General features: G+C 69.4%; 10 protein-coding genes. 7 read left to right on the top strand and 3 right to left on the bottom strand.

Annotation, left to right across the window (positions count from 1 at the left end; all coding sequences use genetic code 11):
* Nucleotides 1-10: 10 nt before the first annotated feature.
* Nucleotides 11-2,743: a cellulosome protein gene (locus RAB71_RS16115; protein WP_199774617.1), complete on the bottom strand. Its 2,733-nt coding sequence runs from the start codon at nt 2,741-2,743 to the stop codon at nt 11-13.
* 244 nt (nt 2,744-2,987) lie between these two features.
* Between RAB71_RS16115 and RAB71_RS16110 the strand changes: the two genes are divergently transcribed.
* Nucleotides 2,988-3,608, top strand: coding sequence for a glutathione S-transferase family protein (locus RAB71_RS16110; protein WP_010342255.1), 621 nt, complete (start codon nt 2,988-2,990; stop codon nt 3,606-3,608).
* 92 nt (nt 3,609-3,700) lie between these two features.
* Nucleotides 3,701-4,420 (top strand): hypothetical protein, encoded by a 720-nt coding sequence (locus tag RAB71_RS16105; RefSeq protein WP_010342254.1) that lies wholly within the window; start codon nt 3,701-3,703, stop codon nt 4,418-4,420.
* Between the two features lie 66 nt (nt 4,421-4,486).
* On the opposite strand, the gene RAB71_RS16100 is transcribed toward RAB71_RS16105, so the two are convergent.
* Entirely contained in the window at nt 4,487-5,752 is a 1,266-nt protein-coding gene (locus RAB71_RS16100) for a cation:proton antiporter (RefSeq protein ID WP_010342253.1), read from the bottom strand.
* Nucleotides 5,753-6,017: 265 nt separating this feature from the next.
* Between RAB71_RS16100 and RAB71_RS16095 the strand changes: the two genes are divergently transcribed.
* From RAB71_RS16095 to RAB71_RS16080, 4 genes are all read left to right on the top strand, one after another.
* Entirely contained in the window at nt 6,018-7,076 is a 1,059-nt protein-coding gene (locus tag RAB71_RS16095) for a dipeptidase (protein ID WP_010342252.1), read from the top strand.
* A gap of 148 nt (nt 7,077-7,224) precedes the next feature.
* Nucleotides 7,225-8,487, top strand: a complete 1,263-nt coding sequence (locus tag RAB71_RS16090; protein WP_138985736.1) for a glycosyl hydrolase family 28-related protein — start codon at nt 7,225-7,227, stop codon at nt 8,485-8,487.
* Between the two features lie 557 nt (nt 8,488-9,044).
* Nucleotides 9,045-11,108 carry an elongation factor G gene (fusA, locus tag RAB71_RS16085; protein WP_010342250.1) on the top strand — a complete coding sequence of 688 codons (2,064 nt, stop codon included), beginning with the start codon at nt 9,045-9,047 and terminating at the stop codon, nt 11,106-11,108.
* A 129-nt stretch (nt 11,109-11,237) separates the two neighbouring features.
* Entirely contained in the window at nt 11,238-11,720 is a 483-nt protein-coding gene (locus RAB71_RS16080) for a hypothetical protein (RefSeq protein WP_010342249.1), read from the top strand.
* Nucleotides 11,721-11,970: 250 nt separating this feature from the next.
* Here the strand turns inward: RAB71_RS16080 and RAB71_RS16075 are convergent, their stop codons facing one another.
* Entirely contained in the window at nt 11,971-13,560 is a 1,590-nt protein-coding gene (locus tag RAB71_RS16075; RefSeq protein ID WP_010342248.1) for an alpha-N-arabinofuranosidase, read from the bottom strand.
* 374 nt (nt 13,561-13,934) lie between these two features.
* On the opposite strand from RAB71_RS16075, the gene RAB71_RS16070 reads away from it, so the two are divergent.
* Nucleotides 13,935-14,999, top strand: a complete 1,065-nt coding sequence (locus RAB71_RS16070) for an aldose epimerase family protein (protein ID WP_029561992.1) — start codon at nt 13,935-13,937, stop codon at nt 14,997-14,999.
* The last annotated feature ends 5 nt before the right edge of the window (nt 15,000-15,004 follow it).

Here is a 15,004-nt window from a genome sequence, read left to right as displayed (position 1 = left end):
GCAGCACCCGCTAGCGGGGCGCCAACGCCGCGGTGTCGTCCTGCAGCGGGGTGACCGCGATCCAGTCGATGTCCGGTGCGTACCGCGAGCGCAGCAGGATGTCGGGCGCGCGCTGCGAGATGTAGTGGACGCCGTCGGCGTCCGGGACCTCTTCGCCGGAGATCTGGATGCGATTGCGCCCGGCGTGCAGTTCGATCGGCACGCTCAGTTCCCACCAGTTGTTGCGGTGGAAGCTGTGCGGGAAGCTCGCCAGCATCGGCGGCGCCCCGTTGACGCGGATGCGCCCGATGCGGGCCAGCGGATCGGCGTTGTAATGGCTCGCCTTCGACTGCTCGTCGTTGGCGTAGCGCAAGGTGAGCATGTACGAACCGGTGCGGGCGACCGCGACCGAGTCGAAGGTGAGCGTATTGCCGTTGCCGGGTGCGCCGCCGATCCCGGTGACCGCCTCGCCGCCGCTGGCGAGCGTGGCCTTGGTGCGCTGCGTGCTGCCGGCGAGCGTCGCCTGTTCGGCTTCGTAGCGCGGGCCGAGCACGGCGCCGGGGCCTACACGCAGGCGATCCAGCAGCGGGCGCTCGGTGCTGCCACCGACCACGATCTTGTTGATCCCGCCCATCAGGAACACGCGCTGCGCAGGTGCCTGCAGCGGATGGCCGTTGACGGCGAGCGACAGCGCGCCGGGCGTGGCCAGATCCAGCGACAACGGCGTCAATCCTGCCTGCGGCGCATACACCCAGAAGGTGGCGGTGGCGCCGGCCGGCAGCGCCACCGCGCCGGCGCCGGAGACGTCGTCGCGGTCGTAGCGCGCCTGCGCGCCGCCCTCCAGTCTGGCGAGTTCGGCTTCGTAGACCTGCGTGTCGCTGGCGGGGTCGGGCAAGGACAGGCTGATGCGATCGATCAGCGCATTGCCGTGCGTATGCCGGCGCCCGTCCGCGCTCGTGCTGGCGATGCTAAGCACATGGCGGCCCGCGCGCAGTGCGATGCGCAGGTCGGCGTGGTCCCACACCACCGGCTTGTAGCCGAGCGGCAGCATCACCTCGCGTTCGCTGGCCGCGTCCCCGTCGATGCGCACGAAGACGTTGGTCGGCCCGAGTGCGGCGACCAGCGGATCCTGATTGAAGCTGTTGGCGAGAATGCGCAGATCGTACACGCCGTCCTGCGGCACCTCGATGGGGACGTCCAGGCGCACGTCGCGCGCGCTGGCGAATCCGCCGACGGCATAGCGGCCGGAGGTGAAGAAGCGATCGAGCGCCTGCGGCGAGCCTTCCGGGCCGCGCCGTTCGTAGCCGCTGCCGTGGTGCGCGGCGTCCTCGGCTTCGTACTGCCGCTGCCAGCGCAGTGGCGGCGTGCCTGCGGGGCCGCCGTGCGTGCCGGGCATGACCACCAGGCTGTAGGCCGATTCGGCCGCCAGCGCCGGCAACGCGCCGTGGCCGAACTGCAGATCGATGCCGTCCGCGACGACCGGCACCTGCACGTCCGCGAGCAGGCGCGGCGCAGCGGCGTCGCCGAGCTGTCCGGTCCAGGGGATTTCGTGCACCACCACGCGGGCCTGCTTGCCGAAGCTGGCATGGGGAACGTGGGTCAAGGACAGCGTGGCGGGCCCGCTGCCGCCGCCGAACAGGACCCGCGCCTGCATCTGCTGCGGGTCGAACGCGGCCACGGCCTGCAGGCTGTCGTCCTGCCCGGGATGCGGTGGCGTGACCGCCACGGTGCGCATGCCGCGCATCGCGGCATAGGCGTTCAGCAGCCACCACTGGCCGTTGCCGCGATTGGCCTGCACGGCCGAGTCGCTCAGGTTGCCGTCGATGTTCCAGTACGCCAGATCGGCATCGACCTTCGCCGCTTCGATCGCCGCCGCCCACTGCACGATCTGCCCCGGCACCGACGTGTGGTAGTTGAACGCGTATTCGTCGATGTTGATCGGCAGGTGCCGGCCGGCCAGCGCGGTGCCGGCGAACAGGTCCTGCTCCCAGCCGCGGAAGCGGGCCACACTGCGCGTCAGCGACGCGGGATTGGTCAGCTCGTGCCAGGTGACCACGTCCGGCAGGGTGCCCGCGCGCAGCGCATGGTGCAGGAACCCCTTGTCTTGGTCGTACAGGATGCTGGTGTTGGGGCCGGCGATGCGCGCGTCCGGCAGGATGGCGCGGATGCGTCGCCATGCACGGTCCCACGCGTCGAAATAGGCGCTCGGGTCGCTGCGCCAATCCACGCCGTTGCAACTGTCCGGACCCGCCTGCCCGGGTGCGGCGGCCTTGGCGAACATGTTGCCTTCGGGCTCGTTGAACGGCACGAACACCACGTGTCGGCGGTACTGCGCGGGCAGCGCCTTGACCTGTTCGACCTGGCGCGCGATCTCGTCCAGATAATGCGCCACCGACTGCGCGCAGTCGCCCTGCGTCCAGCGGTAGGGGAAACCGCGGTGGATGTCGGTCATGTAGATGTAGGTATCGCCACCGGAGCCGCTAGCGATGGAACGGATCACCTCCAGCGCATCGGCGCCGGGATGCTGCAGCCCGTCCTGCGCCTTGGTCGCCACGCTGCGCAGGCCGATGCCCTCGACCAGGTTCGGGGACGGCAGGCGCGCGTCGTAGAGGCCGTAGAGACTGCCGGACGCGCCGCCGTGGAACGGGCCGGTGTCCTGCCCCAGGTCGACGGTGAGGCGATCGGCGGCGATCGCGGTGCCGGCGCAGGTGGCCAGGCAGCAGGCCAGCAGCCGCAAAGCGGGAGAACGGTCGAATGCGCGCATGGGCGGGAAGTCGGTAGGGGAGCGATGCGTCCGGCAGGGCACAGCAACACGTCTGCCAGGCCTTGGCGGCAGGATAGGGCAGCCGTCCAGCGCCGACCAATCACGTAAATCGGCCGCGCGATACGCAAACTGGAATGGTGCGCCGCGCACGCCGCCGACCGCGATGGCGCGGCGGCGCATGCCGCGTTGGGCGCTGGCGCAGCGCGCCGGCGTAGAATCCGGCAACCGCAAGCGGAGTGCCGACATGCTGACCATCTGGGGCCGCCACAACTCGAGCAACGTGCGCAAGGTGCTGTGGTGCGCCGAAGAGATCGGCCTGGCCTACACCTCCATCGAGGTCGGTGGCGCCTTCGGCGGCAACGACGCACCGGCCTATCGCGCGCTCAATCCCAACGGCCTGGTGCCGGCGATCGAGGACGATGGCCTGGCGCTGTGGGAATCCAACGCCATCGTGCGCTACCTGGCCGCGCGCTACGCGCCTGGCACGCTGTACCCGCAGGATCCGGTGCTGCGCGCCCACGGCGACAAGTGGATGGACTGGACCACCTCGCGCTTCGCCGGCGCCTTCCGCGATCTGTTCTGGGGCGTGCTGCGCACCGGGCCCGAACAGCGCGATGCGGCCAGGATCGCTGCCGCGCTGGAACAATCGGCCGCGTTGCTGCGCACCGCCGACGCCGCGCTAGCGCAGCAGCCGTGGCTGTCGGGCGAACACTTCGCGATGGGCGACATCCCGCTGGGCAGCTTCGCCTATGCCTGGTTCGAGATGCCGATCGACCGCCCGGCGCTGCCGCACCTGCACGCCTGGTACCAGCGCCTGCAGCAGCGCCCGGCCTACCGCAAGGGCGTGATGACGGCGCTGACCTGAGTGCGGCGCGCACTGCCGGCGCGTCATCGGCGGCCATGCGCGTGCACTGTTCTTGCGTGTGCGATTCCACTGACGGCAAGGAGCCGCCTCCCTTGATCGAGCCTCCCAAAATCGTGCTGTGCATTCCCGGTCCATGGCTGGATCGCTCCGAGCTGCTCGCGCGCATCGTCCAGGACAGCGGTGGCTACCTGTTCGCCGGGCTGGTGCTGATGCACATGGACAGCGGCCAGGCCTGCGAACTGCAATACGAGCCGCACGACGCACGCATGATCGACGCGTTCGCCGCTGCCGGACCACACTGGCGCGGCTCCGCGGACATGGCGCGCATCGGGACGCACGCCTCGGTCGTCTACCTGATCGGTGCCGGCGGCTCGCGGGTGCGCGCGGAGGCAATGATGCGCGCGGCCGCGGCAGTGCTGGATGCCGGCGGCCTGGGAGTGAAGGTCGAAAGCAGCGGCGTCGCCCACAGCCCGGCCGCTTGGCGGCAGCTGTGCATGACTCTGTCGCAAGGCAGTACCCATCGCGCCTATGTGCTGAACATCACCGGCGAACAGGTGCATTCCTGCGGCATGCACCAGTTCGGCATGAAGGACGCGATCGTCGCGGCGCAGGCGGCGCCCGACCCGGTCGGCCTGCTGCACACCTTCACCTGCTACCTGTTCAACGAAGCGCCCGACGTGCGTGCCGGCCATACCTTCTCGGTCGCGGCGGACGCGCCGCGCTACCGGCTCCAGGCCGAGCCGAGTACCCAGTTCCAGCCTGGCGACCTATTCTCCAATCCCTACGGGCTGTGGCGGCTGACGCCGCTGTGACGGCGCGTTTCTTCCCGCATCCGTGTACGCCGATCGACGCTGCCGCCGTCTAACGCCTGCGTGGCGTCAGGGGCGTCCGCCCGCCACCGCCGGCAGTGCGTCGCCGCCCGCGCGGCGCATCACCCAGTTGAACAGCGGGGTGGCCATCAGCGTGGAGGTGATGGCCATCAGCACCAGGATCGAGAACAGCCCCTGTTCGATCACCCCGGCCTGCAGGCCGATGTTGATGATGATCAGCTCCATCAGCCCACGCGCGTTCATCAGCGCGCCGATCGCCATCGCATTGCGGTTGTTTTCGCCACTGATCCGCGCCGCGGCCCAGCAGGCGATGCCCTTGCCCAGGAACGAGGCCAGCAGGACCGCGCCGGCGGCCAGCAGGATCTGCGGGTCCAGCAGCACGCTCAACTCGGTCTTGAGGCCGGAGAAGGTGAAGAACATCGGCAGCAGGAACACCACCACGAACGGTTGCAACTGCTCGCGCAGCTTCTCGGTCAGCGCGCCCTTGGGCAGGCAGGCGCCGAGCAGGAAGCCGCCGAACACCGCGTGGATGCCGATCGCGTCCATCGCCCAGGCGCTGAGGCAGAACAGCATCAGCACCACCGCCAACACGCCGGCGCTCAGCGGCTGGTCGGGGCGCACGTGGTCGGCCAGGCGGCGTAGCCAGTGGCGGCCGACCAGCAGCATGAACAGCGCGTAGCCCACGCCGCCGCCGATCGCTAGATAGGCGCTGCCCCAGCTGCCGCCGAAGCTGGCCAGCACCACCGCCAGGATGCACCAGGCCGCGGCGTCGTCGACCGCGCCGGCGGTCAGCGCCAGGGTGCCCAGCGGACTGTTGGTGAGCCCGCGCTCGTGGATGATCCGCGCCAGCATCGGGAACGCGGTGATGGCGATGGCCGCGCCCAGGAACAGCGAGGCCTCCAGCAGCTTGGCCTTGGCCGAGAACAACCCCGGCACGTGCAGCAGCCACGGCGCCAGCACGAACGCCAGCACGAACGGCACGGCGATGCCGGCCAGCGACACGCCCATCGCGCTGCGGTAGCGCGTGCGGAAGTGGTCGCCACGGAAATCGGTGCCGACCAGGAACATGTACAGGCCCACGCCGAACTGCGCGGCCACGTACAGCATGTCCAGGGTCGGCTTGGGAAACAGCGCCTGCTGCAGGTCCGGCAGCAGCGCGCCGAACAGCGATGGGCCCAGTGCCACGCCGGCGATCATCTCGCCGACCACTTGCGGCTGGCCCAGGCGCCTGGCCAGCAGGCCGACCAGCCGGCACACCAGCAGGATCACCGCCGCCTGCAGGAAGAAGTACACCGACATCTGCGGGGTGGTCATGGGCGGCCGTCCTGGAAGTGTCGGCGGATGATAGGAGGCCGGCGCTGCGAAATCCATGCGCGCGCCGCGTCACGTGGTGGGGTGGGGCGCGTTTGCGGTATGGTGCCTCGCGTGCCGCGTGCCGCGTGCCGCGTGCCGCGTGCCGCGTGCTTGTTACGCGCGCAGGTCAACAGCGCAGGACGCACCGGAGGACGAAGCGATGAGCACGGTATGGACGCGGCGGCAATGCCTGGGCGCGGTTGCCGCAGGCGCAGTAGCCGGTTTGATGCCTGGGGCCGCCATCGCAGGCGCTGCCAATGCAAGCGGTGCCGAGGCGCTGTATCGGGGTGCGCTGGTGCTCGACGCCAACGCCCTGGCCTCGATCGGGCAGGTGTTCGACGGCCCGGATGTGCCGCAACTGCTGCAGCAGCTGCACGACTCCGGCGTGTCGGCGCTCAAGACCACGCTGGGCGGTGCCGCCGGCGACTTCGAGACCGCCGTGCAGGACATCGCCGCCGCGCAGGCGCTGGTCGAGCGCTATCCGCAGCACTTCCTGAAGGTGCTGCAGCCGGCCGACCTGCGCCTCGCCAAGCGCGAGGGCCGCGTGGCGTTGATTTTTTCCTTCGAGTCGGCGGCGATGCTGGAGGACAAGCCGGCGCGCATCGACCTGTTCCGCCAGCTCGGCGTGCGGGTCATGCAACTGACCTACAACCGCACCACGCCTTTCGGGGTGGGCTGTCTGGATGGGGATACCGGCGGCGTCACCGCGCTCGGCCGCGACGCCATCGCGCGCATGAACCGGCTCGGCGTGGCACTGGATCTCAGCCATTGCAACCTGCAGACCACCCGCGACGGCATTGCGCTGTCGCAGCGTCCGCCGGTCATCACCCATGCCGGTTGCGCCGCGGTGTTCGCGCATCTGCGCAACAAGCCGGACGCCGAACTGCGCGCGCTGGCCGACAAGGGCGGGGTGATGGGCGTGTACATGCTGCCGTTCCTGACCGAGGACAGCCGCCAACCGCAGCTGGCCGACTACATGCGCCACCTGCTGCACGCACTGGACGTGTGCGGCGAGGACCATGTCGGCATCGGTACCGATTCGCTGTTCTTCCCGGCGACGGACCAGGACAGGCGCGCATTCGCCGCGGACCTGGTCCAGCGGCGCCGCGACGGCATCGGCGCGCCAGGCGAGAACCGGCTGCCGTACCTGCCCGACGTCAACACCCCACGCAAGCTCGAACGCGTCGCCGACGCGCTGCTGCGCCAGGGCTACAGTGCCCGGGTCGCCGAAAAGGTGCTGGGAGCGAACTTCGAACGGGTGTTCGGCGAAATCTGGAGTGTTTGACGCCGGCTGTCGCTGACAGCACACCGCCGGCTCACGGTGCGATCGCGGTCGTTGGCGGGTGCCGGCTGAAATGTTTTTGGGATCACATGTGATGCCGCCGATGCGGCTTTCTCCACAACGCCCTTTTTCACCAAAACGAGAGATGGACATGCAACAGAATTCGAATGGACAGCGTCCCCTGGCCGGAATGTCGCGCCGCGATTTTTCCCGCTTTGTGGGGCTGGGCGGCATGGCTGGGGTGGCGGCGCTGGCTGGCGTGGACGTGGCCGGCGCCAACACGACGCAGGCGGCGGCAACAGCTTCCCCGATCGTCAATGTCAAGGATTTCGGCGCAGTCGGCGATGGTGCGACGAACGACCAGCCGGCGATTCAGGCAGCCCTGGACAGCGTGGGGACCGATGGCGGCTACGTGTTCTTTCCCGCGGGCTCTTATCGGGTCGACTTTCCACTATTCGTCAAAAGCAAGGTCAACAGCGCGGCGGGCTTCGTGGTGGCCGGCTCTGGACAGAACTGCGCCATTCGTGCAGGCGAGAACTTTCCCACCAACGTAGCTCTGGTCTACGTGCTCGGCGGCAACGCCGCGCTGTTCGACCTGGGGCTGGATGGCATGAATCGCGCGCAGAATGGCGTCGAATACGCGTACTCCGCACCGGACCGTCCCGACGACCGCACCATCCTGATCCGCGGCGTGGCGTTCTCGCGGTTCCTGTCCAACGGCTTTCACTGCGTCGGCGGCGAGGGCTACCAGATTCGCGAGTGCTTCTTCAATTCCATCGGCGACTATGCGGTCTACAACCGCGACGGCGGCATCAACTCGTTCGTCGAGGGCAATTACATGCTTGGTTGCGGGGGCGTCTATCTGGGGTCCACGTCGGCGCAGCCGGAGGGCGTCAGAATCGTCAACAACTCGATTCTCGCCTCGGCCGGTGCAGGCATTGGCGTCTACGTCGACCACGGCCTGGAGATCAACATTTCGCACAACGTGATCGATCAGGTCAAGGTGGCCTCGGTGCAGATCACCAATAACAGTTCCTACGTCAAATGCATCGGCAACTGGTTGTCCGGACCGCCCGGCACGGTGGTGTGCTCGTTGAGCCAGGATGCGAATTCGATCACCTTCGCCGACAACACCTTCGAGGGCGGCGACTTCCAGTTGTCGGTGGTCTCCGACACCGTCGGCCGCATCCACGACATCACCGTCCACAACAACATCTTCAACAATACGCGCGACACCGCGATGTTCTTCAACAACATTTCAAGGGTCAGCATCATCGGCAACCATTGCCGCTCCAGTGGCAAGGAATCGTTGTTTTGGGGCGGCGGCCAGTACGGCGTGGCGATGGGCAACGTGCTCTGGAAGGGCCCCAACGCCGCGGCCGGGTTGGTCCAGAACACCAATATCGGTTGGTGAGGCGCACGTCGTGTCGGTGCCGGCAGGTGCATCTGCCGCACCGGCGCGGCGATCGGGGCGGTCCGATTGAAATGTCCCGCCCGTGGCGCCGGACGGGCATGCATGGCCGCGCGCTTCTGTACCGACGGCAGTGCCTCCAGCCATGTCAGCGTTGCATGCAGCGCTTCGGACCGTTCCAGCGGCGCCGCGCCGCCTGCATTGACCGAGCCCTCGCACAGGTTCAGACTTGCGGCCACATTTCCACCCGATCGTCCTGCCGCCATGGCCCACGCACCGCTGCTGATATTGCCCAACGCCCTGCGCGTCAGCGCAGGCCGGGTGCGCCTGCCTGAAGGAGTGGTCGACGCCGTGCGCTAACGCCGGCCATCGCCGATCCACCGCAGACAAGCACCCGATGGGTGCTTTTTTATTGCCTGTTTTTCGCTGTTCCACCGTTCCGACACGCCAAGGAGAACGTGCCATGCACTACGCCGCCGAACCCGAAACCTAGCCGCATGCCCGCTTCGCCAACCGGGGCATGCGGCGTCCCCCGTGTTGGCAATTGCGGAACCTATCTCATGAATACGCACACCCTTTCCCGCTGGCGCAATCTCGGCATCATCGCCCACATCGACGCCGGCAAGACCACCCTCACCGAACGCCTGCTGTGGGCCACCGGCGCGATCCATCGCATCGGCGAAGTCCACGATGGCGCCGCCACCACCGACTTCTCCGAGATCGAGCGCGCCCGTGGCATCACCATCGGCGCGGCCGCGGTACAGGCGCAGTGGGCGCCAACCGGGCAGCCGGCGCATCGCCTGACCCTGATCGACACCCCTGGGCACATCGATTTCGCGATCGAGGTGGAACGTTCGCTGCGCGTGCTCGACGGCGCGGTCGCGGTGTTCTCCGCGGTCGACGGCGTGCAGCCGCAGTCGGAGACCGTGTGGCGGCAGGCGCGTCGCCACGGCGTGCCGATGCTCGCCTTCGTCAACAAGATGGACCGTGCCGGCGCCTCGTTCGACGGCGTGCTGGCGCAGTTGCGCAGCAAGCTCGACGCGACGGTGTGGCCGGTCGGCGTGCCGTTGCCGGGCGACTCCGGTTTCGACGGCTGGAGCGATCTGGTCGGCGGCCGCCTGCTGACCTGGGACGACGCGGGGCAACTGCACACGCGCGCCTGGAACACCGAGGAGGACGCCACGTTCGCGGATGCGCGCGAGCAGTTGATCGCTGCGGTGGCCGAGCACGACGAGGCGCTGGCGCAGGCCTATCTCGAGGAACGCGCGATCGACGCCGGATTGCTGCGCGCGGCCTTGCGCCGGGCCACCCTGGCCGGCGCCGGCGTGCCGGTGCTGGCCGGCTCGGCGTTCAAGGGCAAGGGCATCGAGCCGCTGCTGGACGCGATCGTCGACTGGCTGCCGTCGCCGCTGGACCGCCCGCCGGTCGTCGCCCGCGCCGATGCGGACACCGATGCCGGCGCCGAGGACGGGCACGAGACCTTGCTGGCTCCGGATCCGTCCGGTCCGCTGGCGGCGCTGGTGTTCAAGTTCGCGCATACCGCGCAGGGGCCGCTGGCGTTCGTGCGCGTGTATTCGGGCACCTTGCGCGTCGGCGACACGGTGTGGACCTCGCATGCGCGACGTCCGCGCCGGGTCGGGCGGCTGGCGGTGGTGCAGGCGCAGCGCACCCACGACGTGGAGCAGGCCCAGGCCGGCGAGATCGTCGCCGTGCTCGGCTGGAAGGATGCGGTCAGCGGCGAGACGCTCAGCGGCGTGCAGGCGCGGTGGGTGCTGGAACGCATCCGCGCACAGCCGCCGGTGCTGGCGTGGCGGCTCGGCGCGGCCAACGCGACCGACTTGGTGCGGCTGGGCCAGGGCCTGGCGCGGTTGGCGCAGGAGGATCCGTCCTTCCGCGTCGACAGCGATCCGGAGACCGGTGAAGCGGTGATCTGGGGCATGGGCGAACTGCACCTGGAGGTGATGGTCGAGCGATTGCGCAGCGAGTGGCACGTGGACGTGCGCACCGGTGCGCCGCGCGTGGCCTACCAGGAAACGCCGCGCGCGGCTGCGCTGGGCGTGGCGGCGCGGCTGTCCAAGCAGAACGGCGGCCAGGGCCAGTTCGCGCAGGTGGTGCTGGATGTGCTGCCGCGCGCGGACGGTGCAGTCACCTTCGTCGACCGTAGCCGCGGCGGGGTGGTGCCGAAGGCCTTCATTGCCGCCACCGAGAAGGGTGCGCGTGCGGCGCTGGCGCAAGGCCCGCTCGGCCACCCCGTGGTCGGCGTGGAGGTGGTGCTGGTCGATGGCCAGGCGCACGCGGTGGATTCGTCGGACCTGGCGTTCCAGCGCGCGGCGTCCGACGCGGTGAAGGCGGCGCTGGCGCAGGTCGGCACGCAGTTGCTGGAGCCGGTGATGGCGGTGGCGATCGACACGCCGGCCAGCAGCGTCGGCGACGTGCTCGGCGATCTGCAGCGGCGCGAGGGACGCGTCGTGGCGATCGAAGAGCGCGGCGCCCGTGCCGAGGTGGTCGCGCAGGCGCCGCTGGCGCAGCTGCAGGCCTATACCACCGCATTGCGTTCGCTGACCCAGGGACGCGCATCGGCGAGCATGACCTTCGATGGCTATGCGCCGGTCAAGGCCGCGTGAGCCGGATCGCCTGCTGGCGATGCGGCAGGAGGACGAGGAGCCGGTTCGCCGGCTCCTCTTTTTTTGTCCGCGCTTGCGTTGGCGCCGCGATCCGGGCTTCATAGCCGGCCCCGATCGCCGGAGCCACTCATGCATCGCCGTCTTGCCTTCCTCACTTTGCTCGCGCTGTCGCCGACGCTCGCCGCCGCGCAGCCGCCGGCATGCGCGACGCCGCTGCAGATGGCCGAGCGCCTGTACAAGGCGCGCGATTTCTACTGGCAGCCGCAGAACCTGGACGGCTTGCTGACGCCATCCTTTGCGCATGCGCTGCAGGCCGACCAGCGCTGCGCGGCGCGCGAGGGCGTGTGCCGGCTGGACTTCGATCCGTGGACCAGCGCGCAGGACGGCGACATTCAGGGCGCGCCGACCTTCACCCTGGTCTCGGGCGGTTCGCAGGCCACCGTGGTGGAGGTGCGCATGGACTACCGCTTGGCGTTCGGCGGTCGTGCCGCGCGGGCGCAGTCGGTCAAGATCGAGCTGCAGCGCCGCGGCAACGGTTGCTGGGCGGTCAGCGACCTGATCGCGCCGGACGGGCAGTCGCTGTTCGCGCTGCTGACCGATCCGGAGGACTAGGCGCGCGGAGCGTCACGCGACGCAAGGAATCCAAATCCTTCTGCTGGGAGAGGGGCTGTGCATCGTGCGGATGGCTGCATGCGCCCTCAATGTGCGGAGGTGATGGGTGCGCTGGCAGGTGGGTCTGTCCCGCGCGCTATTGATCGGCGACAGGCTATTGGGGAGGAGTGGATGTGCTGCGCGCACGTACCCTCACCCCAACCCCTCTCCCGGGGGGGAGAGGGGCTAGGAGCGGGACGGTGACTTCGGGCTACTGCAACTTCAGCATCACGATCGCCTTGGCCGGCAGCGCCACCTGCAGCGTGTCGCCTTGCAGGCGGGCACCTGCGAACGCGGCCGGGCGCACCGCCTGCGGCTGGGCGAAGGTGTTGAGTGCATCGATGGTCGGGGCGGTCAGGATCTGCCCGTCGACGCTGCGTGCCTGCACGCCGTCGACCTGCACCGCGATGTCGGCGCTGCGGTTGGGGTCCAGATTGGTCAGCGCCACGTACACGTGCCCGTCCTTGGCCCGCACCGCCGAGCCGTGCACCGCCGGCACCGTGTAGCCGGCATGCCGGTAGTCCGGCGTCGTGATCTGCAGCGGCAGCGCGGTCGCGTCCTGGTAGGGCTTGTACAGCATGAACACGTGGTAGGTCGGCGTGAGCAGCATCCTGTCGCCGTCGGTGAGGATCATCGCCTGCAGCACGTTGACCATCTGCGCGATGTTGGCCATGCGCACGCGATCGGCATGCTGGACGAAGATGTCCAGGTTGAGCGAGGCCACCAGTGCGTCGCGCAAGGTGTTCTGCTGGCGCAGGAAACCCGGGTTCACGTCGGGCAGGCCCTTGTACCAGGTGCCCCATTCGTCGACCACCAGCGCGACCTTCTTGTCCGGGTCGTACTTGTCCATGATCGCGCTGTGCTTGGTGATCAGCTCGTCCATCAGGAGTGTGCGCGACAGCGTCTCGATCCAGGCCGCCTCGTCGAAGCTGATCGAGGAGGCGCGCGGCGGCCAGCCGCCGGGGATGGTGTAGTAGTGCAGGCTGAGGCCATCCATGAACTTGGTGGCCTCGCGCATCATCACCTCGGTCCAGTGATAGTCGGCATCGCTGGGGCCGGGAGCGATCTTCATGATCTTCTGGTCGGCCGGCGCCTTGACGAAGGTCTGGTAGCGGCGGAACACGTCGGCGGCGTATTCGGCGCGCATGTTGCCGCCGCAGCCCCACAGTTCGTTGCCCACGCCGAAGAACGGCACCTTCCACGGCGCCTGGCGGCCGTTGCGGCGGCGCTGCTCGGCCAGGGTCGAGCGCGTGGGCGCGGTCATGTACTCCACCCACTGCGCCATCTCGTCCGGCGCCGCGTCGCCGACGTTGCCGGCCACGTAGGCCTGCGTGCCGAGCAGTTCGGTGAAATCCATGAACTCGTGGGTGCCGAAGCTGTTGGGTTCCTCCACGCCGCCCCAGTGGGTGTTGACGCTGGTCGGGCGCTGGTTGCGCGGACCGATGCCGTCGCGCCAGTGGTATTCGTCGGCGAAGCAGCCGCCGGGCCAGCGGATGTCGGGGACATCCAGCGCCTTCAGCGCGGCGACCACGTCGTTGCGGTAGCCGCGGGTGTTGGGGATCTTCGAGTCCGGGCCGACCCAAACGCCGCCGTAGATGCCGGTGCCCAGGTGCTCGGCGAACTGCCCGAACAGGTGGCGCGACACTGCGGCGCCGGGGCGGTCGGCACGCAGGGTGCCGCGCACCTCGACGTCGGCGGCCTGCGCCAGCGTGGCGGCCAGCGCCAGGCCGAGCGTCGCGGCGATCAGCGGCAGCCGCCGCCACTGCACCGCACGCTGCTTCAGGAAACGGGGCGAACGCATCGGGAACTCCTTGTCGGTAGGGCGGCGCTGTCGCCAGCGTCGCGTGGAAGCGACGGCCGGCAGGCGGCCACGACGTGGCGCCAGACCGATGCCGCATTCGGGTGGCGCAACCCCGGCGCGCATCGCCTCCGCGCCTGCCCCCGGTTGCCCCTGTCCCGAGCATAAAAGAGACGCGCAGAGCGGACCAATGTCCGAATGCGCTGCCGCCATATCCGAATTGCAATACGCGGCACTGCCCCCCGCGCAGCCCGGTCCGCGAGTGTGCGCGCTATCGCACAGCGCACGGCCGCTGCTCGCGCAGCGATGGCCGCGCCGCGTCCTCGCTGGTTATGCTGCGGACCCCGCGCATGCGCACCGACTTCCAAGGCTCCTGCATGTCCTCGCTTTTCGGTCATCTTCCCGACGGTACCGCCATCCAGCGCATGGTCCTGGACAGCGGCGACGGCCTGCGCGCCGAACTGCTGACCTACGGCGGCCTGTTGCGCAGCCTGCGCCTGCACGGCGCGCATGGCGAAACCGACCTGGTGCTGGGGCTGCCGACGCTGCAGGACTACCTGCACGACCCGGCCTACCTGGGCGTGCTGGTCGGCCGCTTCGGCAACCGCATCGCCGGCTCGGCCTTCACCGTCGATGGCCGGCACTACGCGGTCACCGCCAACGAGGGCGCCAACCACCTGCACGGCGGCGCGCTGGGCTTCGGCCGGCGGGTGTGGACGGTGCTGGCGCAGACCGAGCGCACGTTGCAGTTGCGCTACGACTCGCCGGCGGGCGAGGAAGGCTACCCGGGGAACGTCGCGGTGGAGGCGACCTACCGCGTCGATGGCCGCTGCCTGAGCGTCGAGTTCGTCGCGCAGACCGATGCGCCGACCCCGCTCAATCTCACCCATCATCCCTATTTCAACCTGGCCGGCGACGCCGCGGTGCCCGCCGCGGCGCAGTGGCTGCGGGTGCCGGCCGACCGTTACCTGCCGGTGGGCGACGCCGCGTTGCTGCCGCGCGGCGAGGTCGCCACGGTGGCCGGCACGCCGTTCGATTTCCGCCAGGCGCGGGCCATCGCCGACAAGGACATCGCCGCCGATCCGCAGCTGTCGCTCAGCGCCGGCTACGACCACTGCCTGGTGCTGGCCGACGGCCACGACTGCACCGCGCTGCTGTATTCGCCACACAGCGGCGTGGCCATGCGCATCGCCAGCCCGATGCCGGCGGTGCAGTTGTACGAGGGCCAGGGCCTGGACCGGCAGCATCCGGCGCTGGGCCGCGGCATCTGCCTGGAGCCGCAGGGCTACCCGGACGCGCCGAACCAGCCGGGTTTTCCCGATTGCATCCTGCGTCCGGGCCAGGTCTATCGGCACCGCATCGTGTATCAGTTCGCCGACGTTGGCCGCGGAGCCGACTGGGCGGCGGTGGAGGCGGCCCTGGCGGAGCAGGGCGGCGGTTGATGCGT

Origin of the sequence: Xanthomonas sacchari, assembly GCF_040529065.1 — a bacterium.
GTDB lineage: Bacteria > Pseudomonadota > Gammaproteobacteria > Xanthomonadales > Xanthomonadaceae > Xanthomonas_A > Xanthomonas_A sacchari.
The sequence above is the reverse complement of the archived record's forward strand: the minus strand, read 5'-3'. Positions and strand labels throughout refer to the sequence as shown.

Bases quoted from the DNA above. Each gene is read 5' to 3' on its own strand.
- RAB71_RS16115 (WP_199774617.1), bottom strand. From the start codon at position 2,743: ATGCGCGCATTCGACCGTTCTCCCGCTTTGCGGCTGCTGGCCTGCTGC.
- RAB71_RS16070 (WP_029561992.1), top strand. From the start codon at position 13,935: ATGTCCTCGCTTTTCGGTCATCTTCCCGACGGTACCGCCATCCAGCGC.
- RAB71_RS16080 (WP_010342249.1), top strand. From the start codon at position 11,238: ATGCATCGCCGTCTTGCCTTCCTCACTTTGCTCGCGCTGTCGCCGACG.
- RAB71_RS16110 (WP_010342255.1), top strand. From the start codon at position 2,988: ATGCTGACCATCTGGGGCCGCCACAACTCGAGCAACGTGCGCAAGGTG.
- fusA (WP_010342250.1), top strand. From the start codon at position 9,045: ATGAATACGCACACCCTTTCCCGCTGGCGCAATCTCGGCATCATCGCC.
- RAB71_RS16075 (WP_010342248.1), bottom strand. From the start codon at position 13,560: ATGCGTTCGCCCCGTTTCCTGAAGCAGCGTGCGGTGCAGTGGCGGCGG.
- RAB71_RS16095 (WP_010342252.1), top strand. From the start codon at position 6,018: ATGCCTGGGGCCGCCATCGCAGGCGCTGCCAATGCAAGCGGTGCCGAG.
- RAB71_RS16090 (WP_138985736.1), top strand. From the start codon at position 7,225: ATGCAACAGAATTCGAATGGACAGCGTCCCCTGGCCGGAATGTCGCGC.
- RAB71_RS16100 (WP_010342253.1), bottom strand. From the start codon at position 5,752: ATGACCACCCCGCAGATGTCGGTGTACTTCTTCCTGCAGGCGGCGGTG.